Annotated in this window: 19 protein-coding genes; 10 read left to right on the top strand and 9 right to left on the bottom strand. The window is 59.1% G+C overall.

The genetic code is table 11. The features are described 5' to 3' along the window. From AC13RC_RS12010 to AC13RC_RS11995, 4 genes are all read right to left on the bottom strand, one after another. Complete coding sequence (locus tag AC13RC_RS12010) at nt 1–789, bottom strand: ABC transporter permease (RefSeq protein ID WP_015340397.1); 789 nt, start codon at nt 787–789, stop codon at nt 1–3. Then, nucleotides 786–1,676 (bottom strand): ABC transporter permease, encoded by an 891-nt coding sequence (locus AC13RC_RS12005; RefSeq protein ID WP_113332876.1) that lies wholly within the window; start codon nt 1,674–1,676, stop codon nt 786–788. The genes AC13RC_RS12010 and AC13RC_RS12005 overlap by 4 nt, the downstream gene beginning before the upstream one ends. 73 nt (nt 1,677–1,749) lie before the next feature. Then, entirely contained in the window at nt 1,750–2,853 is a 1,104-nt protein-coding gene (locus tag AC13RC_RS12000; protein WP_113332877.1) for an ABC transporter substrate-binding protein, read from the bottom strand. A 188-nt stretch (nt 2,854–3,041) separates the two neighbouring features. Continuing rightward, nucleotides 3,042–3,914 (bottom strand): MurR/RpiR family transcriptional regulator, encoded by an 873-nt coding sequence (locus AC13RC_RS11995; protein ID WP_095435308.1) that lies wholly within the window; start codon nt 3,912–3,914, stop codon nt 3,042–3,044. A 180-nt stretch (nt 3,915–4,094) separates the two neighbouring features. Here AC13RC_RS11995 and AC13RC_RS11990 point away from each other — a divergent pair, with 180 nt between their 5' ends. The 5 genes from AC13RC_RS11990 to AC13RC_RS11970 all read left to right on the top strand — a co-directional run bounded on the left by AC13RC_RS11990 (nt 4,095) and on the right by AC13RC_RS11970 (nt 10,764). Further along, the gene (locus AC13RC_RS11990; protein WP_113390581.1) at nt 4,095–4,862 is read left to right on the top strand and encodes an N-formylglutamate amidohydrolase; all 768 of its coding nucleotides are present in this window, start codon (nt 4,095–4,097) and stop codon (nt 4,860–4,862) included. Nucleotides 4,863–4,988: 126 nt separating this feature from the next. Further along, nucleotides 4,989–6,560 carry an amino acid permease gene (locus AC13RC_RS11985; protein WP_113332878.1) on the top strand — a complete coding sequence of 524 codons (1,572 nt, stop codon included), beginning with the start codon at nt 4,989–4,991 and terminating at the stop codon, nt 6,558–6,560. Between the two features lie 148 nt (nt 6,561–6,708). After that, nucleotides 6,709–8,079, top strand: a complete 1,371-nt coding sequence (locus tag AC13RC_RS11980; RefSeq protein WP_145316668.1) for a glutamine synthetase family protein — start codon at nt 6,709–6,711, stop codon at nt 8,077–8,079. 154 nt (nt 8,080–8,233) lie between these two features. Beyond that, nucleotides 8,234–9,619: an aldehyde dehydrogenase family protein gene (locus AC13RC_RS11975; protein WP_488557249.1), complete on the top strand. Its 1,386-nt coding sequence runs from the start codon at nt 8,234–8,236 to the stop codon at nt 9,617–9,619. Continuing rightward, nucleotides 9,616–10,764 (top strand): iron-containing alcohol dehydrogenase, encoded by a 1,149-nt coding sequence (locus AC13RC_RS11970; protein ID WP_488557248.1) that lies wholly within the window; start codon nt 9,616–9,618, stop codon nt 10,762–10,764. Before AC13RC_RS11975 ends, AC13RC_RS11970 begins: the two co-directional genes overlap by 4 nt. A 117-nt stretch (nt 10,765–10,881) precedes the next feature. On the opposite strand, the gene AC13RC_RS11965 is transcribed toward AC13RC_RS11970, so the two are convergent. Beyond that, nucleotides 10,882–12,342, bottom strand: a complete 1,461-nt coding sequence (locus tag AC13RC_RS11965) for a L,D-transpeptidase (protein WP_488557247.1) — start codon at nt 12,340–12,342, stop codon at nt 10,882–10,884. 216 nt (nt 12,343–12,558) lie between these two features. On the opposite strand from AC13RC_RS11965, the gene AC13RC_RS11960 reads away from it, so the two are divergent. From AC13RC_RS11960 to AC13RC_RS11950, 3 genes are all read left to right on the top strand, one after another. Then, nucleotides 12,559–13,398, top strand: a complete 840-nt coding sequence (locus AC13RC_RS11960) for a DUF4432 family protein (protein ID WP_488557246.1) — start codon at nt 12,559–12,561, stop codon at nt 13,396–13,398. A 72-nt stretch (nt 13,399–13,470) separates the two neighbouring features. Beyond that, nucleotides 13,471–13,809, top strand: a complete 339-nt coding sequence (locus AC13RC_RS11955) for a protein tyrosine phosphatase family protein (RefSeq protein ID WP_488557245.1) — start codon at nt 13,471–13,473, stop codon at nt 13,807–13,809. Nucleotides 13,810–13,893: 84 nt separating this feature from the next. Next, entirely contained in the window at nt 13,894–14,238 is a 345-nt protein-coding gene (locus AC13RC_RS11950) for a RidA family protein (RefSeq protein ID WP_113332882.1), read from the top strand. A 40-nt stretch (nt 14,239–14,278) separates the two neighbouring features. Here AC13RC_RS11950 and AC13RC_RS11945 read toward each other — a convergent pair whose 3' ends face one another. From AC13RC_RS11945 to AC13RC_RS11930, 4 genes are read right to left on the bottom strand one after another with little or no spacing between them, the layout of a single operon-like run. Next, nucleotides 14,279–15,937 (bottom strand): thiamine pyrophosphate-binding protein, encoded by a 1,659-nt coding sequence (locus tag AC13RC_RS11945; RefSeq protein WP_488557244.1) that lies wholly within the window; start codon nt 15,935–15,937, stop codon nt 14,279–14,281. After that, nucleotides 15,934–17,136, bottom strand: a complete 1,203-nt coding sequence (gene caiB, locus AC13RC_RS11940) for a succinate--glutarate CoA-transferase (protein WP_488557243.1) — start codon at nt 17,134–17,136, stop codon at nt 15,934–15,936. The genes AC13RC_RS11945 and caiB overlap by 4 nt, the downstream gene beginning before the upstream one ends. A gap of 18 nt (nt 17,137–17,154) precedes the next feature. Next, nucleotides 17,155–18,114 carry a DMT family transporter gene (locus AC13RC_RS11935; protein ID WP_488557242.1) on the bottom strand — a complete coding sequence of 320 codons (960 nt, stop codon included), beginning with the start codon at nt 18,112–18,114 and terminating at the stop codon, nt 17,155–17,157. A 19-nt stretch (nt 18,115–18,133) separates the two neighbouring features. Then, nucleotides 18,134–19,066: an alpha/beta hydrolase gene (locus AC13RC_RS11930; protein ID WP_488557241.1), complete on the bottom strand. Its 933-nt coding sequence runs from the start codon at nt 19,064–19,066 to the stop codon at nt 18,134–18,136. 165 nt (nt 19,067–19,231) lie between these two features. On the opposite strand from AC13RC_RS11930, the gene AC13RC_RS11925 reads away from it, so the two are divergent. Both AC13RC_RS11925 and ettA read left to right on the top strand, forming a co-directional pair. Continuing rightward, nucleotides 19,232–19,978 (top strand): ribonuclease T2 family protein, encoded by a 747-nt coding sequence (locus tag AC13RC_RS11925; RefSeq protein ID WP_183814420.1) that lies wholly within the window; start codon nt 19,232–19,234, stop codon nt 19,976–19,978. A gap of 125 nt (nt 19,979–20,103) precedes the next feature. Beyond that, nucleotides 20,104–21,753 carry an energy-dependent translational throttle protein EttA gene (ettA, locus tag AC13RC_RS11920; RefSeq protein WP_488557240.1) on the top strand — a complete coding sequence of 550 codons (1,650 nt, stop codon included), beginning with the start codon at nt 20,104–20,106 and terminating at the stop codon, nt 21,751–21,753. The last annotated feature ends 35 nt before the right edge of the window (nt 21,754–21,788 follow it).

Here is a 21,788-nt window from a genome sequence, read left to right as displayed (position 1 = left end):
TTACGCCTTAATCGGAGCGGATTTTGAGAAACGGGAAACGAGCTGCAGCAAGCCCATGCTGAGCCAGGTAACGGCAAGTGCGATAATGGCTAGGGCAGAGGGCTCGTAAGCTCTATTGGCGCCCATGAGCTGCATGTAGGGCCCGAATGCCGGACGGTTGAGCAGCGATGCCATGGTGAATTCGCCCATGACGATCGCAAGGGTGATGAAAGCTCCGGAAAGCACACCGCTCATGACATTTGGAAAGATGCATTTGAACATGATGGTTGTCCATTTTGCACCAAGGCTTTCGGCAGCCTCCGTCAGCGTGCCGACATCAATGGTACGCATCGCCGTATCGACCGAACGATACATATAGGGCAATGACAATACAATGTAGGAGCAGACGAGCAGAATGTTCGTCGTCGAATTATAGCCGGTCAGCGGCAGGATCGACGACGAATTATACAGTCGCAGATAGCCGAATACGATGACGATGGCCGGAATGACCAGCGGCATCAGGGTGATGAATTCTACGACAGGCCGAAGCTGAGGCAACCGCAACCGCACCCAATAGGCCGTGGGCACAACGAGCAACATGCCGAAGATGATGGTCAGAAGCGCCATCAACATGGAGAAGCCAAAGGCCGTTATGAAGCCGAAATCCGAAAAGACGGAGGCATAGGCGTCGAAACTGTAAGCGTTGCGCCGCATGCGCAGCGAGAACTCCAGTGTACCGATGAGCGGCACCAGGAAGTAGATGAGGCCGATGGCAACGGCGATCCAGGCAAAGAATTTTTGCAGCTTCATTTCTGCCACCGTTCAGCGCGCATGCGCATCAAGATATAAATGACGTTTGAAATACCGGTGATGACGATCATGCCCAGCGCAAGCGCATAGCCCAGATTGGCATTGTGCAGCACGTCGCCGCGGATCTGCGCATAGAGCACGATCGGAACGATATTCAGCGAGCTGCCGGTAAGTGCAATTGCCGTCGCGATGGCGCCGAACGAATTTGCAAACAGTAGCAGCGTCGTGCCAAGCAGGCTCGGCCAGAGGATCGGCAGGGCGACCATCCGCCAATATTGTCCATTGGTTGCGCCGAGAATGGAAGCCGCTTCGTGCCATTCCTTCTTCATGCCGTCGAGCGCAGGTGTAATGATCAGCACCATCAGCGGGATCTGGAAGTACATGTAGGTAATGGTCAGGCCGAAGAAGCTCAGCAGGTTGAAGCCGGTGCCGTAGAGGTTGAAGCCGAAGTGAGCGAGCAATATCGTGACCAGACCCTGGCGGCCCAGGGTGGCGATGAACGAGAAGGCCAGCGGCACGCCGGCGAAATTCGATGCGACCCCTGAGAAGGTCAGGAAGGCGTGACGGATCCAGCTGGGAAGCCCGCCAAGGACCAGCGCCCAAGCCAGGTAAAAGCCGATGATCGCGCCGCCGAGCGCCGAAGCGACCGAGATTTTGATACTGATCCAATAGGCGCTCATAATCGTCGGCGTGAACAAGTCGCCGATATTCTTCAGCGTCAGGCTGCCGTCAGGCGTCAGAAACGCGCCTGCGACCAAATAGATCGTCGGCAAAATCAGAAACAGCAGCGCGAAAATTAGGAAGGGCGCTATGCCCAGCCAGTCGACAACCACGCGCTTGTTGATCATGGGAGTGGAACTGACTGTCGATGTTGTGACGATGCTCATGATTGACCCAATCCGCGGCGTCAGAAAAATGGAAAACCTCCCCACCGAAGCGGGGAGGTCATGTCAGGTCGGATTACTGTACGTTCGAACCGACGACAGAATCCCACTTGGTTGTGATGGCGGTCTTGCCGGCATCCTGTTCTTCTAGCGTCGGGAAGACGGCCTTTTCGTAAGCGGCGGCCGGCGGCAGCTTGTCGAGAAGTTCCTGCGGAACCTTCTTGTTCTTCGCCAGGTCGTTGAAGCGGATCGGGTGGCAATAGCCCTTCAGCCAGCCGATCTGGCCTTCGTCGGAATAGAGGAATTCCATCCAGAGCTTGGCAGCGTTCGGATGCGGAGCGAAAGCCGAGATCGCCTGGACGTAGACACCAGCGATAACGCCGGAAGCCGGAACAGTGACGTCGACCGGCGGGTTGCCGTTCAGGCTGTCGCGCCAGGAGAGACCGTTGTAGTCCCAGGCGACGACGATCGGGGTTGCACCCTGAGCCAGCGAGGCGGACTTGCCGATGACCGGAACGAAGTTGCCGGCCTTGTTGAGCTTCGCGAAGTAATCGAGACCGGCGGCGCCGATCTTGGCGGCGTCCTTTTCGCCGGCTGCGAGGCCGGCGGCGTAGACGGCCTGAACTGCCTGGTTCGACGTGCGCGGGTCACCAGCGAGCGAAACGGTGTTGGCATATTCCGGCTTCAGGAGGTCAGCCCAGTCCTTCGGCGGGTTCTTCACGACGTCCTTATTGGTGACGAAAGAGAGAACACCGTAGTAGTCGCCGTACCAGTAGCCTTCGGCATCCTTGGCGCTGTCCGGAATGGAATCCCAGGTGGAAACCTTGTACGGCTGCAGCAGGCCTTCCTTCTTGGCCGTCGGGCCGAAAGAGAGACCGACGTCGATCACGTCGGGAGCCTGCGGGCCGGTGTTGCCCTTGTTGGCGCGGATTGCCTCGACTTCATCGCCCGAACCGGCATCCGGATTCAGTTCGTTGACTTCGATGCCGTATTTCGCCTTGAACGCAGCGATCAGGTCGCCATAACCGCACCAGTTGTGGGGCAGGGCGATCGTGGTCAGCGTGCCTTCCTTCTTAGCGGCAGCGATGAGATCGGCGCTCGGTTCTGCGGCCGCGATAGCCGTCGAAGCGACGAGCATCGCCGTAGAAATTGTCAGAAGACGATGAATTTTCGAGATCACTGCATTTCCTCCTTTTGGGTTTTCAGTGTCTGGCGTTGCTGTTAATGACGTTACATGAAGGTTGTGTGACGACTTCAAAGTGTTGCGTTTGCTGAAAACGCAGTCGATTTTTGCTTCTAATCGACAAGTATGACAGTCGCTGTATTTCACACCCTTCACGGACCGTTATTTTCTGTTTTCATTCCCCTTCAACTTAGCTTGCGAAACAGCTTGGTTTGCTCGAAAAGACCTTCCAGTGTCTTCATACGCTCGCTTGTCTCGTCCCATGTCGAGCTTTGTACGGCTTCGATCAGGGCTTCGACGATGAAGAGGGTGACAACCGATGAATCCCAGGCGGACGGCGCCTCGATCTGCACGCGGAACGTGTATTTCGCATGCTTGGCGGCGGGCGTTGCCCACTGGTCGGTGAAGACGATGATTTCCGCGCCACGCCGGCGGGCGGCGGCGGCCAGATTGACCATTTCCTGCTCGTAACGCCTGATATCGAATATGACGAGCAGATCGCCCGGATTCATGTTCAGGACATATTGTGGCCAGGTGCTGGAATTGGAGGAGAGCAGCGTTGTGTTGGGGCGGATGACCTGCATATGGGTGAAGAAATACTCGGCAAGCGCCCCTGTAATGCGCCCGCCCACGAAATAAAGGCCGCGTTTTCTTTCCGACAGCAGCGCGGCAACGCCATCGAAGGTCGCCACGTCGATATCCGACAGGGTCTGTCGCAGGTTGCCCATGATGGCGTCGGCGAAACGATTGAGGATATGCGTGCCTGGCGCGTTGGATGCCCAGCGATCGTGCTTCGTCAGGGGGTTGGAGATCGTTGCCTCGACCTCTTGATGAAGATGGGCCTGGAAGTCCGGATAGCCTTTGTATCCGAGTTTCTGCACCATGCGTGCGACTGTCGGGGTCGAAACCCGCGCATTCTCGGCGACGGTGGTAATGCTGCCCAACCCGGAAACGGGATAATTGTCGAGCAGGCTCTTGGCGAGCTGCTTTTCGGCGCGCGTCAGCGTGTCAAAGCGCGCATTGATTACGTCTGAAACTGTTTTCGACGCATTGTTCACTCGATTTTAGCTCCCCGGAACGGTCTGATGCCGCTTTCCTTGCAGGATATAACAACGCTGTCACATTTCGAGTCAATGTCACAAATGAAGAAATAATTTCAGTTTCCAGTTGACAGCGGCGAAAACCTGAAGAATTCTTTTCTTATAAACATTTTGTTAATCGGCAATGGGGCGTCTCCGATGCTCGCGCAGCAAGGTATTTTGACGAAGGCAGACGGCGATTGCGTTGCGGTCGAAAGACCGGACGGAAGCAGTGCGGTTTTGCTCGTCTGTGAGCATGCCTCCCGCGCGCTTCCAGAACGGTTCGGCGACCTCGGGCTTTCCGTTGAGGCGCTTTCCAGCCATATCGCGTGGGATCCAGGCGCACTCGCGGTTGCAAGGGGAATTTCCGCCGGCTTGAATGCCACCTTGGTTTTTCAGCGCTTCTCCCGGCTGATCTATGATTGCAACAGGCCCCCCGAAAGCGCCGGTGCCATGCCGGAGACGAGCGAGATCTATACGATCCCTGGAAATCAGCACCTGGGCGAGGCGGATAGAAAAGCGCGTACGGAAGGGCTCTACATCCCGTTTCACGATCGCATTCGGGCGCTCTTGAAGGAGCGGGCGGCGCGCGGACAAAAAAGCGTGATCGTGACAATCCATAGCTTCACGCCGGTCTATAATGGCAAGCCGCGGGCAGTGGAGCTTGGCATTCTGCATGATGAAGACCGTTGGCTGGCCGATCGCATGCTTGATGCAGCAGCTGAGGCACCGCTCTATCAGACAGAGCGCAATCAGCCTTACGGTCCTCAAGACGGTGTCACCCATACGTTGAAGCTGCATGGGCTCGCCAATGGTCTGCATAACGTAATGATCGAGGTCCGCAACGACCTCATTCGAGATGACGTCGGTCAAGGGGTCATGGCCGATTATCTGACGGGGCTTCTCCAGAGCAGTCTGGAAGCCTGAGCATAAAAGAAAAAGACCCCGGGGAGCAGTTCAACTGCGATCGGGCCGCATGGCGAAATGTCAGCGGTCAATGTGACACATGGTTCTCCGCAATCCCGCGGACGACCGGGCTTTAGGGGGAATGGCATGGCTGATTATACAGAGTCAGACAAGAAGCAGGATGTCCAGATCCTGCACTCCATGGGCTACGCTCAGGAGTTGGAACGGCGGATGAGTTCATTCTCGAATTTCGCCGTGTCCTTCTCGATCATCTGCATTCTATCCGGCGGCATCAATTCGCTGGCTCAAGCGACATCGGGTGCGGGCGGTGCCGCTATTGGTATCGGCTGGCCTGTCGGCTGCTTCATATCGCTCGTCTTCGCTGTGGCGATGGCCCAGATCAGTTCGGCCTATCCGACGGCCGGCGGTCTCTACCACTGGGGCTCGATCCTCGGCAATCGCTTCACCGGCTGGCTGACGGCCTGGTTCAACCTGCTCGGCCTCGTCACCGTCCTCGGCGCCATCAATGTCGGCACCTATTACTTCTTCGTCGGCGCATTCGGCGGCTACTTCAACATGACCGACACCACGCTGGTGCGCATCGTGTTCCTGGTGGTCATCACAGGTCTGCAGGCGCTGGTCAATCACATGGGTATCGGCTTGACGGCGAAGCTGACCGACTTCTCCGGTTATCTGATCTTCGCAACCTCGATCCTTCTGGCGGCTGTTTGCCTGATCGCTGCGCCGTCCTATGATTTTGCGCGGCTTTTCACCTTCACCAACTATTCCGGTCTGGCGACGATTGCTGCCGACGGCTCGGCAACCGGTGCCCCGGTCTGGCCGCAGGTTTCGACCTTCTGGGTCTTCGCGCTCGGCCTTCTGCTGCCGATCTACACGATCACCGGCTACGATGCCTCGGCCCATACGTCGGAAGAGACAGTGAAAGCCGCCCATTCCGTTCCGCGCGGCATGGTGTCGTCGGTTCTGTGGTCGGCGCTTTTCGGCTACATCATGCTTTGCTCGTTCGTGCTGATGCTGCCGAATATGGACGATGCCGCCAAGCAGGGCTGGAACGTGTTCTTCTGGGCAATGGACGCACAGGTCAATCCCATCGTGAAGGACATTCTCTATCTGCTGATCTTCATCAGCCAGTGGCTGTGCGGTCTCGCAACGGTAACCTCGGTTTCGCGCATGATCTTCGCCTTCTCGCGTGACGGCGGTCTGCCGGGATCCAAGGCTCTGTCTCGGGTCAGCCCGAAATACCGCACGCCGGTTTCGGCGATCTGGACTGGGTCGATTCTTTCCGTCCTGTTCGTCTGGGGGTCGTCGCTGGTATCGATCGGCGATACGCCGGTTTACACCATCGTCGTCTCGTGCACCGTCATCTTCTTGTTCTTCTCCTTTGCGATCCCGATCACGCTCGGCCTTTTCGCATGGGGTACGGCGAAGTGGGACAAGATGGGCCCTTGGAACCTCGGGGAAGGGCTGTTCAAGCTGTTTGCCGTGCTGTCGATCATCGCGATGATCATCATCTTCGTTCTCGGCATTCAGCCGCCGAACGACTGGGCGGGCATTATCACCGTCGGCTTCCTGGTTCTGACGGCCATCGTCTGGTTCGGCTTCGAGCGCCGTCGCTTCAAGGGCCCGCCCATCGGCGATGCCATTGCCAAGCGCAAGGCTGAGATCGCGGCAGCGGAAGCCGCCGTCGGCGAGACGTAAGCGAAGTCCAATCTTTGCAAGCAATGGGGTCGCAGACCTGCGACCCTTTTCACCGGTAGCGACACGGCGGCCCGCGCGCGGATTATCCCGCAAGGCGGTATCGTTCGGCAGGCCGACGTTTCAATTCATTGTTCAGGCGGACCAAATTATGAGCAGCAGCTATACGTTCGACGACCTCAAGCGAGATGTGGCCGAAGGGCTCATCGATACGGTTCTGGCATGCCAGGTCGACATGCAGGGCCGGTTGATGGGCAAACGCTTCCAAGCGGAATTCTTCATCGAGAGCGCCTGGAAGGAAACGCATAGCTGCAATTATCTGCAGGCGACCGACATCGAGATGGAGACCGTCTCCGGCTACAAGTCGACGAGCTGGGAGAAGGGTTATGGCGACTATACCATGAAGCCAGACCTTGCCACGCTGCGCCGCATTCCTTGGCTGGAAGGCACGGCGCTCGTCCTTTGCGATGTGCTTGACCATCATACACATGAGGAAGTTGCGCATTCTCCGCGCGCCATTCTGAAGAAGCAGGTGAAGCGATTGGAAGCCATGGGGCTCAAGGCCTACATGGCTTCGGAGCTCGAATTCTTCCTGTTCGACCAGAGCTATGACAGCGCGCGCGAAGCCGGCTATCGCAACATGAAGCTCGCCAGCGGCTATAACGAGGACTACCACATCTTCCAGACCACCAAGGAGGAAGAGGTGATGCGGGCGATCCGCACCGGCCTTCAGGGCGCAGGCATCCCGGTGGAGAATTCGAAGGGCGAGGCTTCGGCGGGGCAAGAGGAAATCAACGTCCGCTATGCTGACGCCCTGACCATGGCCGACCGCCATGCCATCATCAAGAATGGTTGCAAGGAGATCGCCTGGTCGAAGGGCAAGGCAATCACCTTTCTCGCGAAGTGGAATTACGGTGCCGCCGGAAGCTCCTCGCACATCCATCAATCCCTCTGGAGCCTCGACGGTAAGAGCCCGAAGTTCTTCGAAGAAGGCGGCAAATACGGCATGTCGCCGATGATGAAGCACTATGTTGCCGGGCTTCTGACCCATGCCAGCGAGATCACCTATTTCCTGGCGCCCTACATCAACTCCTACAAGCGCTTCATGGCCGGCACCTTCGCGCCGACCAAGGCGATCTGGAGCAAGGATAACCGTACCGCCGGTTACCGCCTCTGCGGCGAGGATACGAAATCGATCCGCATCGAATGCCGTGTCGGGGGTTCGGACCTCAATCCGTACCTGGCTTTTGCGGCTCTGATCGCCGCCGGTATCGATGGTATCGAAAACAAGCTTGAACTCGAGGCGCCGTTTGTCGGCGACGCCTATGGCGCGCGCGAAGTTCGCGAGATACCGCGCACGCTGCGCGATGCCACGACTGCCTTGACGACGTCGAAGATGCTGCGTGCCGCCTTCGGGGATGATGTCATCGATCACTACACCCGCGCCGCCGAATGGGAGCAGGAGGAATACGATCGTCGTGTGACCGATTGGGAAGTGGCGCGCGGATTCGAAAGAGCGTAAGGCTTTTGCGATCTGCCTCCTGCCCGATTTTCATTTTATGATCGGGCAGGGCGCTGGGATGTTATGTCGGTCCGCCGTTTCTCCTTTGAATGCGGCTGCTGCTTGCGCAACATCCGGGCAATCAATGGATGACCAGGAAAACAGGAATTCGATCATGACCATGATCACATGCGTCTCTCCGGTGAACGGAGAGGTTTATGCCGAGCGTCCGGCACTGTCGCTGGAAGCTGGCAAGGAAGTCGTCGCACGCGCCCGCAAGGCGCAGAAGGATTGGGCGCGTCGTCCGCTGGAGGATCGTGTCCAGCTCGTGCTGAAGGGTGTGGCTCGGCTCAATGAGATGGCCGATGTCGTCGTGCCGGAGCTTGCCTGGCAGATGGGCCGTCCGATTAAGTATGGCGGCGAATATCGCGGCTTCAACGAGCGCTCGAACTATGTAGCCTCGATCGCGGCCGACGCACTGGCACCCTTGGTCGTCGAGGATAGTGCCAATTTCGCCCGCCGCATCGAGCGCGAACCGCATGGCGTGGTCTTTGTCATCGCTCCGTGGAATTATCCCTACATGACGGCCATCAACACGGTCGCCCCGGCGCTGATGGCCGGCAATACCGTCATTCTCAAGCACGCAAGCCAGACGCTGCTCGTTGGCGAGCGGCTGGTGCAGGCTTTCGTCGAGGCCGGCGTTCCTGCCGATGTTTTCCAGAATGTCTTCCTGGATCATGAAACCACCTCGGCGCTGATTGCCGCCGGCAGTTTCAACTTCGTCAATTTCACCGGCTCCGTCGAAGGCGGCCGGTCGATCGAGCGTGCGGCAGCCGGTACCTTTACCAGCCTCGGCCTTGAGCTTGGCGGCAAGGATCCGGGCTATGTCATGGAAGACGCTGATCTCGACGCTGCCGTCGATACGCTGATGGATGGCGCGACCTATAATTCCGGCCAGTGCTGCTGCGGCATCGAGCGCATCTACGTGCATGAATCGCTGTACGACAATTTTGTCGAGAAGTCGGTTGCCTGGGTTTCGAACTATAAGCTCGGTAATCCCCTCGATCCTGAGACGTCGCTCGGGCCGATGGCGCATAAGCGCTTTGCCAAGGTCGTGCGTGAACAGATCGCCGATGCGGTTGCCAAGGGCGCCAAGGCGCTGGTCGACCCCAAGCTGTTCCCGGCTGATGATGGCGGCGCTTATCTCGCGCCGCAGATCCTCGTCAATGTCGATCATTCCATGGCCTTCATGCGCGAGGAAACCTTCGGCCCTGCTGTCGGCATCATGAAGGTAAAGAGCGATGCGGAAGCGCTGGAACTGATGAACGACAGTCCCTACGGTCTGACGGCTTCGCTCTGGACCAAGGATGTCGAGCGCGCCTCACGTATCGGCCGCGAAATCGAAACCGGCACCGTCTTCATGAACCGCGCCGATTATCTCGATCCGGCTCTGTGCTGGACCGGCGTCAAGGAAACCGGCCGCGGCGGCTCGCTGTCGATCATCGGCTTCCACAATCTGACGCGCCCGAAATCCTATCATCTGAAGAAAGTAACAGCATGAGCACTATCTCAGCCAATTGGAGCTATCCGAACGCCTTCAAGCTCGGCCGCGGCCGCATCAAGGAGCTCGCGGACGCCTGCAAGAGCCTGGGCATGAAGAAGCCGCTCCTGATCACCGACCGGGGACTTGCCTCGATGGCGATCACGGCGACGGCCTTGGATATTCTGGAGGATGCAGGTCTCGGTCGCGCCATCTTCGCTGACGTCGATCCGAATCCGAACGAGAAGAACCTCGAAGCCGGCGTAAAAGCGTTTAAGGAGGGCGGCCATGATGGTGTCGTCGCCTTCGGCGGCGGTTCCGGCCTCGATCTCGGCAAGTGCGTTGCCTTCATGGTCGGCCAGACACGCCCGGTCTGGGATTTCGAAGATATTGGCGACTGGTGGACCCGCGCCAGCGTCGAAGGCATTGCGCCGATCGTCGCGGTGCCGACGACCGCCGGTACCGGCTCGGAAGTCGGCCGCGCCAGCGTCATCACCAATTCCGCGACGCATGTGAAGAAGATCATCTTCCATCCGAAGTTCCTCCCGGGTGTCGTCATTGCCGATCCGGAGCTGACCGTCGGCATGCCGAAGATCATCACCGCCGGCACTGGCATGGATGCCTTTGCGCATTGCCTGGAATCCTATTCCTCACCCTTCTACCATCCGATGTCGGCCGGCATCGCGCTGGAAGGCATGCGCCTGGTCAAGGAATTCCTGCCGCGCGCCTATCGTGAGGGAACGGATCTCGAAGCCCGGGCCAACATGATGAGTGCTGCCGCCATGGGCGCCGTCGCCTTCCAGAAGGGGCTCGGCGCCATCCACGCGCTCTCGCATCCGATCGGCGCCGTCTACAACACGCATCACGGCATGACCAATGCTGTCGTCATGCCAGCTGTCCTGCGCTTCAACCGCAAAGCCATCGAAGAAAAGATTGCGCGCGCCGCCGCCTATCTCGGCATTTCGGGTGGTTTCGATGGCTTCTATGATTATGTGCTGAAGCTACGCTCGGAACTCGGCGTGCCGGAAAGCCTCTCGGCCATGGGCATTGCACCTGACCGGATCGACGAACTCTCCGCCATGGCAATCGAGGATCCGAGTGCCGGCGGCAATCCGGTGCCGATGACGCTCGAAAACACGAAGGCTTTGTTCCGCGACTGCTTCTGATACGCCGCCGAACTACCTGACGCGCCGGATGAAAAATAGCGGTGCGTTTGATATTTCAAGACAAAGAAAAAGCCGCCGGGAAAACTCGGCGGCTTTTTGCGTAAGCATGTCTGGCAATCAGTCTACGAATTCGACGACGACGCCGGGCTTGACCATTTTCGCGAGCTCAGTCGCATCCCAATTGGTGAGACGGACACAGCCGTGGCTCTGCGACTTGCCGATCCGCGAGGGATCCGGCGTACCGTGGATGCCGTAGGTCGGTTTCGACAGGGCCATCCAGACCGTACCGACCGGGCCGTTCGGGCCAGGCGGAATGTTCAGAATCTTGTCGTTGGCGCCCTGCTGGAAGTTGATCTTTGGATTGTAGGTATAGCCAGGATTGAAGGCGACGCGCTCGACTGTGACAGTGCCTGACGGCGAGGGTGTGTCGGCGGAACCGATGCTGGCCGGGTAGGCTGCAATCAGCGTGCCGTTGGCATCATAGGCAAAAACCTGCTTGCGGCCCTTATCCGCCAGGATCTTGGCAACTGTGCCGGTCTTGCTGGGGCCTGTATTGACGACCTTGATGATGCTGCCGGGCACGGTGAAATCGACGCCGGGGTTGAGCGCCTTCAGGTAGCCTTCATCCATATGAAAGCGCTCCGCCAGCATTTCGGTCGTCGACGTGTAGCCGAGGGAAGGCATCTGGGACTTCGCGGCATAGTCCTCAGGGATCGAAGCGACATAGGGGCCTGCGGCGTCGGCTGCGGTGATCGTATAGTTGACGATCGGCATGCCGCCGGACATGCGCAGCTGCTCAAGGATCGCGTCGGTATTGTTGGGGTCGAGCGTTTGCCCGGTCATCTGCTGATAGGCATAGATGGCCTTGGTGACGTTTGCGCCCATGCGGCCGTCGATCGCACCAGGCGAAATACCCTGCCGCGCGAGGAAGACCTCCAGCGCGGTAATCTCCATCTTCGACTTGCCCTTGAGCGTGATGACGGGTTCGGCCGGTGCCGGCTTGTTGACGATGTCAGGTGCGCCCTGTTGCGGATCGATTGACGCGTAATCACTGCCGTTCTGGTTCGCCTGGCCTTGGTTCTTGCCTGGCAATGGCTGATTGTCGAGCGGCTGGCGCTGGATATCGCTGTCACGCGGAATGCCGCCGGTGATCACGCCACGATCCTGCTGATCGTAACCATTGTTGGGAGCGCCGTCGTAATTTCCGTAGCTGTCGGTACGATACTGACGATAGTCTTGGTAGTTGCCGTTGTTGGAAAGCTGCGTATCGCCATAGCGGCTGCCGTTATCAGCGTAGCTGTCGCGAGTGGGCGCGCGGGGATAATAGGTGCTGGCCTTCATCTCCGTGGCGACGATATTGCCATAGGCATCGATCAGAACCCGGCGACCGCGTCCGTCGCGCGCCATGGAATATCCACCACCATAAGGATACTGATCAAGAATCCGGCCGTCGGGAGTGACGAGAACCGTGTTGCCGTTGCCGCTGCGATAATATTGCGCCTGCGCATCGGTGAGGGCGAGCGCAGATACAGCGGCAGTCGTTGCCAGGGCAAAACTCAATTTTACGAACCGGTTCACGTCTGTCGAATCCTCGGGATAGTCGTTCGGCTGACACACACATGGCAATTTTGACGCCAGTATGGAGATTTAGATTATCATGCTGAATAAAATATAAAAATTTATGTGATCAAGGCTTCAAGTTAAGATTTGGTAAGCCAAATAACCGTTTATTTCAGTCGCGCGCCACCTTGGGACAGCACCTGCGCTCGGCGCCGATCAGGGAGGACTTTAGGGATGATGGATTTTTCTGCGGCCAAGGGGCCGAAATTGACGCTGGACGAGGGTTCTGTGCTGGATATCGGCGCCTGCATCGTCGAGGGCAACAATCTCGCGCCCGGAAGTGCCGTTCCCGACGATGGCGATCCGCGTATCAGTCATTCCGTGGAAGGCTTCCTCTTCACCTGCGGGCCGGATCATATCCGCCATCCAGAGCCGATGTCCGGCGCCTATGAAGGCAAGCGCTATCCGCTGCATGGTTCCTTCTCGTCTCATCCAGCCAAAATTCTCTGGACCAAATTCGAGAATGGTAACGCGGAATGCCGCGCCGATATCGATGTCATCACAGCCGAACGCCGCACCGCAAGGCTGGAACGTCTTTGGCGGATCGATGGCGCAACCGGCGAAGTCTCGCTTGCCGACCGCATCGTCAATACGAGCACCGAGGCGATGCCGGTCTTTTTGATGTACCATATGAATATCGGCGGTAAATGGTTCGATAGCGGCACGCGCCTTGCCGGACAGATGCTGGAGAATGGCGGCTTTCCCTGGACCTTCGGCGAAGAGGGCGGTGATATCTTCTGCGTGCCGGCGCAGGAAAAGGGCGAGGATTGGGCAGAGATCAGCCTCGGACCCATCGCGGCCATTGGTGGGAAGACTCTGAGGGTGCGGTTCGGAACGGACACGCTGCCGTTTCTGCAGGTCTGGCGCAATCAGCGCGCGCCTGCCCATGTGCTTGGCATCGAGCCGGTTTCGCATCGCTGGGTCTCGCGGTCCGAACTTGAGGAGGCGGGCGAATTCAATATTCTCCAGCCCGGTGAAACCCGCAATTTCATGCTCAACTTTGCCTTTGTTTGAGAGTGTGCCGCGGTTGACGCTCGCCCTATGGCGGCGTAGATCAAGGCCACGGTTTTAGAGAGGACATGAACCATGGATATCCGCCCGATCGACGATGAATACTCGGTATCCGGCCAGATTACCGTTGAGGATCTCGACCAGATCAAGGCTCTGGGGTTCAAGTCCATCGTTTGCCATCGCCCCGATGGCGAAAGCCCGGATCAGACGCCGTTCGGAGTCATCGAAGTCCGCGCCAAGGAACTCGGTCTGGAGATCACCCAGGTGCCTGTCGGTCCGATGGGCGTGACCGAAGAGGCAGTGCAGGGCATGGTCGATGCGCTGGACGAGTTTCCGCGCCCGATGCTTGGCTACTGCCGCTCGGGTGCACGCTCGACGGCGATCTATCAGAAGACGCATCACATTCGCGGCTGAACGGGTCCTTCCCGGGCCTTTTGATTGAGGGCAGACCCTGGGTCATGCCTTTTACCTGTCGAAGAACAACACCAGGAGAAAACCATGAGCATCAAGCGCATCGACGTTGGCGCCCGCATGAGCGGCGCTGTCATCCATGGCAACACCGTCTATCTCGCCGGTCAGGTTGGTGAAGGCGAAAGCGTCACCGATCAGTGCAAGTCGGCACTTGCCGAAGTCGACCGCCTGCTGGGTGCTGCCGGCACCAACAAGTCGAAGATCCTGCAGACACTCATCTACCTCTCCGACATTTCCTACTTCGCCGAAATGAACGCCGCCTGGGAAGCGTGGGTCGATCCGGCCAACACGCCGGCCCGTGCGACCAGCGAAGCCAAGCTCGCTGCCCCGAAGTACAAGGTCGAATTCATCGTAACGGCAGCACTCGACTAAGTCGGGCCGGCGTATTTTTGAAAGGCCGGTGGGCTCGCGCTCATCGGCCTTTTGTTTGCGCGATTTCTGTCAGTGTGCGTGAGGGTGTGATCGCTTCCGGATCGAGCGCGATCTCGATGATGGCCGGTTTGCCGCTCGCTCGCGCCCGCTCGAAGGCCGGGCCAAACTCTTCCGTCGCTTTCACCGTCTCGCCGTGGCCGCCATAGGCGCGGGCAAGGGCCGCGAAGTCAGGATTGTCGAGTGTCGTGGCGCTGACGCGGCCGGGATATTCCCGCTCTTGATGCATGCGGATGGTGCCGTACATGCCATTATTGATGACCAGGGCGATAAGTGGGAGGCCGTATTGAACGGCGGTCGCAAATTCCTGGCCATGCATCATGAAACAGCCGTCGCCGGCAAAGCAGATCACTTCGCGCTCAGGAAAGAGCTGTTTCGCGGCAACCGCAGCCGGCAGGCCATAGCCCATCGAGCCTGATGTCGGCGCCGCCTGCGTGTTGAAACGGCGGAAGCGATGGAAGCGGTGCAGCCAGGTGGCATAATTGCCGGCACCGTTGGTGAAGATCGCATCATCGGCCGTATTGGCTTCGATCCAATCCATGATGCGGCCCATATGGACGGTGCCGGGGCACTCTTGCGGTGTCTTCGACCAGCCGAGATAGGCCGCGTGCATGTGTTCCGTACGCTCGGCCCATGGTGTCGCGGTTGGCGCATCGAGCTCCGCGAGAGCCTCAACGAAATCCGCCGGGCTGGCACAGATCGCCAGGTCCGGACGATAGACGCGGCCGAGTTCCGAGGGGGCGGGATGGACGTGGACAAGCTGCTGGCGCGGGTAGGGGATATCGACCAGTGTGTAGCCGGAGGACGGCACTTCGGAGAGGCGGCCGCCGAGAATGATCAGCAGGTCCGCTTCCTTGATTTCCCTTGCCAGCGCTGGATTGATGCCGATGCCGACATCGCCGGCGTAATTGGGATGCAGATGGTCGAACAGCATCTGCCGGCGGAAGGAGCAGCCGACCGGCAGCTTGAAACGCTCCGCGAATTGCCTGATGCCGGCAACGGACGCTTCGTTCCAGCGCGTGCCGCCGAGGATGACCATCGGCCGCTGCGCAGCCGCAAGGCGCTGGTTAAGCTCTGCAAGCTGGCCGCGGCTCGGATGAGCGGCAACAGGGGCATAGGGCATGGCTTGCGGCGCGTCGACCTCATCGCGCAGCATGTCTTCGGGCAGGGTCAGCACCACGGGACCGGGGCGACCCGATGTTGCTACAGCGAAGGCGCGGGTGACGAATTCCGGAATGCGGGCGGCATCGTCGATCTCGCCGACCCATTTGGCGAATTCGGTAAAGGCTCTCCGAAACTCCACTTCCTGAAAGGCTTCGCGTTCGCGGGCATCGCGCTGAACCTGACCGATGAACAGGATCATCGGGATCGAATCCTGCCGTGCAATATGAAGGCCGGCGGAGGCGTTTGTGGCACCTGGGCCGCGGGTGACCATGCAGATGCCGGGTTCGCCGGTCAGCCGACCCCAGGCATCTGCCATCATCGCCGCGCCGCCCTCCTGGCGGCAGACGAGCACCTTGATATCGCTGTCATGCAGGGCATCAAGCACGGCGAGAAAGCTCTCGCCCGGTACGCAGGAAATGCGCTGCACGCCATTGGCCTTCAAAGCCTCGACGATGAGTTGCCCGCCCGTTCGCTTCATGTCCCCGCCTTTCCCTCCAGTTCGGCCAATTCAGCCAGAACTTCCTCCTGATGTTCGCCGAGGCGCGGGCTTGGCCGCGTATAGACCAACGGCGTTTCCGACAGCACGATCGGCGTGCGCACGCTCGGAATGACGGTGCCGGCGCTATCCTCCAGATCGATCCTCAGGCCGCGTGCCACAATCTGCGGATCGGCGAACATGTCCTCGATCGTATTGATGGCACCGGCCGGAACGGCGTTGGCCGCGCAGGCTTTCAGCAGCTCCGCCTTGTTCCACTTCAGCGTCTCCGCCGAGATGAAAACCCGAACCTCGTTGCGGTTGGCGACGCGGGCCTTGTTGGTCGCATAGCGCTCGTCATCGGCATGGGTTTCCACCCCGAGAATGGCGCACAGGCGGCGGAACTGTCCATCATTGCCGACAGCAAGGATGAGATAGCCGTCGGCGGTGGGCACGACTTCATAGGGCGAGATATTGGGATGGGCGTTACCGAGCCGCACGGGCGGCTTGCCGGAGATCAGATAGTTCATGTTCTGGTTGGCGAGCACGGCCGATTGCACATCGAGCAGCGCCATGTCGATGAGTTGTCCTTCCCCTGTCTTCAGAGCGTGGATCAGGGCGGCTTCGATTGCCGAGACGGCATAGATGCCGGTAAAGATATCCGCGATCGCAACACCGGCTTTCATCGGCTGTCCGTCCGGTTCGCCTGTGATCGACATGAAGCCGGACATGCCCTGGACGATATAGTCATAGCCGGCGAGGCTGGCATAGGGTCCGGTCTGGCCGAAGCCGGTGATCGAGCAATAGACGATGCGGGGATTGATCGCTTTCAGGCTGTCATAATCCAGCCCGTATTTGACCAGGCCGCCGAGCTTGAAATTCTCGATCACCACATCGGCCGTCTTCACCAGACGGCGCACCAGCTCTTGACCTTCCTCGGCCTTGAGATCGGCGGTTACCGAGCGCTTGCCGCGATTGGCGGAGTGATAATAGGCAGCGGAGAGATTTTCACCATCCTTGCCCTCGACGAAGGGCGGCCCCCATTGGCGCGTGTCGTCGCCGCCGTCGGGATTTTCGACCTTGATGACATCTGCGCCGAGATCGGCAAGCATCTGCCCCGCCCAGGGGCCGGCAAGCACGCGGGCAAGCTCAATGACACGAATACCGGAAAGCGGAGGTTTCTTGGTTTTCTGGTCTGTCATGTCGATCCGCTCTCCCGCTTAGGGCGTGAATGCAGTTTCAGATGTATCGGATACGAGCTTGGAAGCAAAGCTCCGCTCCCGCCAGAGAATGTAAAGCCCAGAGCCAATGATGATGAGAATGCCGAGCCATTTGGTCATATCCGGGAAATTGTCGAAGACGAGCCAGCCGAAGATCGTTGCCGAAACGATCTCGAAATATTGCAGCGGTGCGAGCGTCGAGGCCGGCACGGCGCGGTAAGCGTAAACTGTGAGGATACCAGCGGCCGCCGCGGTGGCGCCGACGCCGAGCAGATAAAGCATGGCGGTCAGATCCGGTATGACCGGATCGAGGACTACCGCGCCCGTCGCCCGGCCGATGACAAGCAGGATCAGGCTGAAGCCGGTGCCCCATATGGCGGTCTGGAACTGCATCGACCAAGCATCCTCGCTGTGGGAGACGACGCGCGTGATCATCACGTAGATGGCGATGCAAAGCGCGGTGACGACGGGAAGCAGGGCGATGAAGCCGACTTCCTGAAAGCTTGGCTGGATGATCAGCATCGCGCCCAAAAAGCCGACGGCGCAAGCAGTATAGCGCCGCCAGCCGATGGTTTCCTTCAGGAAGATACTGCTGAGGATTGTCAGCATCATCGGCTCGACGAAGAAGATGGCGATGGCATCGGCGACTTCCATCACCTGCAGCGTGGTCACGAACGACACCATGGACAGCGTGAGCATGGCGGCGCGTATAGCATGAACGCCGCTGCGTCGCCACGTCCAAACGCCCCACTGCCAGCGCATCGCCATTATCGGCAACGCAAAGAGGGCTTGGAAAATGAAACGGGCGGCCGTCACTTCGCCGGGTGGGATGGTGGCTGCGGCAAGCTTGGAGAAGATATCAATGACCGGTGAGAGGATGACGGAGAGAAACATCATCGACAGGCCGAAGGCCAGCTCCGATTGCGGCAATCGGACCGAGGAGCCGCTGGAGGTGTTCATTGCAGAATTTCCTTGAGAATCAGGTCTTTGCCACCGCCGTTCTGCACCAGTCGGCAAAGCGGGAGATGGCGTCCTCGGCACCGATTTCGTTGAGCGTCTCGTGCCGCATGTCGGGATAGATCTCGGTGGTGATACGAGAGAAGCCGGCTTTTTTCAAATGCTTTGCCAGCCAGGAAATCGCTTTCGCATTGTCGGTTGCCGGATCCTTGCCGCCGCCGACGAGATGAATCGGCATATCGCGGCGGAGACGATCGAGATGCGCCTTCTGTGGTGCGCGGAAGGTAAGTTCGAACAGGTCGAGCCAGAGCGAGACCGAGGCATCGAAGCCGCAAAGCGGATCAGCGATATATTTGTCCACCTGCCCAGGAATACGCGAGAGCCAGTCGAAATCCGTGCGACGGTTGCTGATCGATTTACCCCAGGTGCCGAAGGTCAGTTTCGGCAGCGGCCCGCTCGGGACGTCCGACCCCTTGAACATGCGCTCCGTTTTCAGGATGAGCTGGGCGGCGCGGCCGGCGAGGCCTGGATTAAAATTGGAATTCCAGACGGTGACCGCATCGAACTTGTCCGGATGCGTGACGGCCGCGTTCAGGCTGATCAATCCACCCATGGAATGCCCGAACAGGATGATCGGCAGGCCGGGATGGGTACTTGCGGCAAGCTCGCGCATGGCGAGCACATCGGTGATCACCAGTTCGACACCATTTCTTTGGGCAAAGCGGCCGATCGGCGCGTCAGGGGCGGTGGTCTCGCCATGGCCGCGATGATCGTGGGCATAGACATGGAAGCCTTGGCCTGCCATCGCATCGGCAAAGGCCTCGTATCGGCGGGAATGCTCGGCAAGACCGTGCGATATCAGCAGGACGCCGCGAGCATCGGTTGCCGCCGGCAAATGATGGTAGGCAAGGGTTGCGCCCGTCGGACTTTTCAGGCGCTTCGTCTCGGCGAACATATATTCGTTCCTCCCCAGTTGGACGAAAGGTTATCATCCGCCCGATTGCAATGGATAGGTGGTAAAGCTCACAGAAATAAATCTTTCCGAGCGCTGCGATTCAGGATTGCGCCCGCTCGCTCAAACTGCTTATTTGTTCCTATAATGTTCTAGTTGGAGGTACGCATGAAGCAGTGGCTTCGGGTATTTACGGTTGTGCTCGTTTCGGTCGGAGCGGCGGCAAGCGCTATGGCGCAGGAGCATAGCCGTGGACGGACGCGCTTTATCCTGGCGGCAAGCTGGGAGCCGGCATTTTGTCAGACGAACCAGAAGAAGGCGGAATGCCGAAACCAGTCGTCGAACAATCATGACGCGACGAATTTCTCCCTGCATGGTCTCTGGCCGATGCGGCAGGAATATTGCGATGTTTCCGAGGATCTGAAACAGGCGGATCGTGGCCGCGACTGGAAGGACCTGCCGGCGGTACAGCTTTCCCAAGACGTGAAGGTAAAGCTTGACAAGGTAATGCCGGGCACACAGTCGGGCCTGGAAAGGCATGAATGGATCAAGCACGGCACCTGCACGAAGCTGAGTGCGGATCAATATTTCTCCATCGCCGCTGGCCTGATCGCCGAGCTCAATACATCTGCTGTGCGCGATCTCTTCGCGCAAAATATCGGCAAGGAGCTGGATGCCGAGAGCATCAAGGCTGCTTTTGACCAGAGTTTCGGCGAGGGCGCCAATGCGCGCATCAAGATGAGCTGCCGCCGTGTTGGCGATGTCAGGATGATTTCAGAGCTGACCATCGGCCTTTCGGAGGATGCGATCGATCCGCAACAAGGCAGTGAGCCGCGGCTCGCCAAACTGATCCAAGGTGCCGGCAGCACCTCCTTCGGCTGCGACCGGGGCGTGGTGGACGCGGCCGGCTTCTGAGAAAATACGGCTTTTCTGACGCGGATAATGCCCTCGGACGAGGTTTCGCCGTTGCCCGAGGGCGGGGTTTCCCCTACATAGCGGCACAACTCGCAACGCTATTCGTCCGTGGAGCAACCCAAGCTATGGCACGTCAGTTCATTTATCATATGGCCGGTCTGAATAAGTCCTATGGCGCCAAGAAAATTCTCGAGAATATCCATCTCTCCTTCTACCCCGATGCCAAGATCGGTATTCTCGGTCCGAACGGTGCAGGTAAGTCGACCGTGCTACGCATCATGGCCGGCCTCGACAAGGAATATACCGGCGAAGCCTGGCTCGCCGAAGGCGCCACCATCGGCTATCTGCCGCAGGAGCCGCAGCTCGATCCCAACAAGACGGTTTTCGAAAACGTCATGGAAGGCGTTGCCAAGAAAACCGAAATCCTCAATCGCTACAACGAATTGATGATGAACTATTCCGACGAGACGGCGGAAGAGGGCGCTAAGCTCCAGGACATCATCGACAGCCAGAACCTCTGGGATCTGGAAAGCCAGGTGGAAATGGCGATGGACGCATTGCGCTGCCCGCCGCGCGATGCCGAAGTCACCAGCCTTTCCGGCGGTGAGCGCCGCCGTATCGCGCTTTGCCGCCTGCTTCTCTCGCAGCCGGACCTGCTGCTGCTCGACGAACCGACCAACCATCTCGACGCCGAGACCATTGCCTGGCTGGAAAAGCACCTGCGCGACTATCCGGGTGCAGTGATGATGATCACCCACGACCGCTACTTCCTCGACAATGTTACCGGCTGGATTCTCGAACTCGACCGCGGCCGCGGCATTCCATACGAAGGCAACTACTCCGCCTATCTGCAGGCCAAGGCCAAGCGCATGCTGCAGGAAGCCCGCGAAGAAGCTGGCCGCCAGAAGGCGATCAGCCGCGAACAGGAATGGATCGCCTCCAGCCCCAAGGCTCGTCAGGCCAAGTCCAAGGCGCGTATCAACGCTTACGAACAGCTGGTCGATGCTGCTGAAAATCAGCGTCCTGGTGATGCGCAGATCATCATTCCGGTCAGCGAGCGTCTCGGCCAGGTGGTGATCGAGATGGAGGGCATCACCAAGGGTTTCGAAGGCCGCACCCTGATCAACGATCTGTCGATCAAGCTGCCGCCCGGCGGCATCGTCGGCATCATCGGGCCGAACGGCGCCGGCAAGACGACCCTGTTCAAGATGATCACCGGTCAGGAAAAGCCGGATTCCGGCTCGATCCGCATCGGCGAGACGGTGCATCTCAGCTATGTCGACCAGAGCCGCGACGCGCTTGACGGCAATAAGACGGTATGGGAGGAAATCTCCGGCGGGGCCGAAGTCATCAAGCTCGGCAAGTTCGACATGAACTCGCGCGCCTATTGCGGCGCCTTTAACTTCAAGGGCGGCGACCAGCAGCAGAAGGTCGGCAGTCTCTCTGGCGGTCAGCGCAACCGCGTGCACCTGGCCAAGATGCTGAAGTCCGGCGGTAACGTGCTTCTGCTCGACGAACCGACCAACGACCTCGATACGGAAACGCTGGGGGCGCTGGAAAGCGCACTCGAAAACTTCGCGGGCTGCGCGATCATCATCAGCCACGATCGCATGTTCCTCGACCGCCTGGCCACGCATATCCTGGCCTTTGAAGGTGACGGCCATGTCGAATGGTTCGAAGGCAATTTCGAAGATTACGAACAGGACAAGGTCCGCCGCCTCGGCCCCGATGCTCTCAATCCGGGCAGCCAGGCACACAAGCGTCTGACACGGTAAGTTTGCTATCTTTCCGTCATGGAGAACCCCGGCAC

This window comes from Martinezella sp. CNPSo 3890, assembly GCF_057784455.1.
This window is presented reverse-complemented; position numbering and strand designations above follow the sequence as displayed.

What these genes read in the sequence shown, in the direction of transcription:
- AC13RC_RS12005 (WP_113332876.1), bottom strand. Translation starts at nt 1,676, where the DNA reads ATGAGCATCGTCACAACATCGACAGTCAGTTCCACTCCCATGATCAAC.
- AC13RC_RS11970 (WP_488557248.1), top strand. Translation starts at nt 9,616, where the DNA reads ATGAGCACTATCTCAGCCAATTGGAGCTATCCGAACGCCTTCAAGCTC.
- AC13RC_RS11980 (WP_145316668.1), top strand. Translation starts at nt 6,709, where the DNA reads ATGAGCAGCAGCTATACGTTCGACGACCTCAAGCGAGATGTGGCCGAA.
- AC13RC_RS11930 (WP_488557241.1), bottom strand. Translation starts at nt 19,066, where the DNA reads ATGTTCGCCGAGACGAAGCGCCTGAAAAGTCCGACGGGCGCAACCCTT.
- AC13RC_RS11935 (WP_488557242.1), bottom strand. Translation starts at nt 18,114, where the DNA reads ATGAACACCTCCAGCGGCTCCTCGGTCCGATTGCCGCAATCGGAGCTG.
- AC13RC_RS11955 (WP_488557245.1), top strand. Translation starts at nt 13,471, where the DNA reads ATGGATATCCGCCCGATCGACGATGAATACTCGGTATCCGGCCAGATT.
- AC13RC_RS11950 (WP_113332882.1), top strand. Translation starts at nt 13,894, where the DNA reads ATGAGCATCAAGCGCATCGACGTTGGCGCCCGCATGAGCGGCGCTGTC.
- AC13RC_RS11975 (WP_488557249.1), top strand. Translation starts at nt 8,234, where the DNA reads ATGACCATGATCACATGCGTCTCTCCGGTGAACGGAGAGGTTTATGCC.
- AC13RC_RS12010 (WP_015340397.1), bottom strand. Translation starts at nt 789, where the DNA reads ATGAAGCTGCAAAAATTCTTTGCCTGGATCGCCGTTGCCATCGGCCTC.
- AC13RC_RS11990 (WP_113390581.1), top strand. Translation starts at nt 4,095, where the DNA reads ATGCTCGCGCAGCAAGGTATTTTGACGAAGGCAGACGGCGATTGCGTT.
- caiB (WP_488557243.1), bottom strand. Translation starts at nt 17,136, where the DNA reads ATGACAGACCAGAAAACCAAGAAACCTCCGCTTTCCGGTATTCGTGTC.
- AC13RC_RS11960 (WP_488557246.1), top strand. Translation starts at nt 12,559, where the DNA reads ATGATGGATTTTTCTGCGGCCAAGGGGCCGAAATTGACGCTGGACGAG.
- AC13RC_RS11985 (WP_113332878.1), top strand. Translation starts at nt 4,989, where the DNA reads ATGGCTGATTATACAGAGTCAGACAAGAAGCAGGATGTCCAGATCCTG.
- AC13RC_RS11945 (WP_488557244.1), bottom strand. Translation starts at nt 15,937, where the DNA reads ATGAAGCGAACGGGCGGGCAACTCATCGTCGAGGCTTTGAAGGCCAAT.
- ettA (WP_488557240.1), top strand. Translation starts at nt 20,104, where the DNA reads ATGGCACGTCAGTTCATTTATCATATGGCCGGTCTGAATAAGTCCTAT.
- AC13RC_RS11925 (WP_183814420.1), top strand. Translation starts at nt 19,232, where the DNA reads ATGAAGCAGTGGCTTCGGGTATTTACGGTTGTGCTCGTTTCGGTCGGA.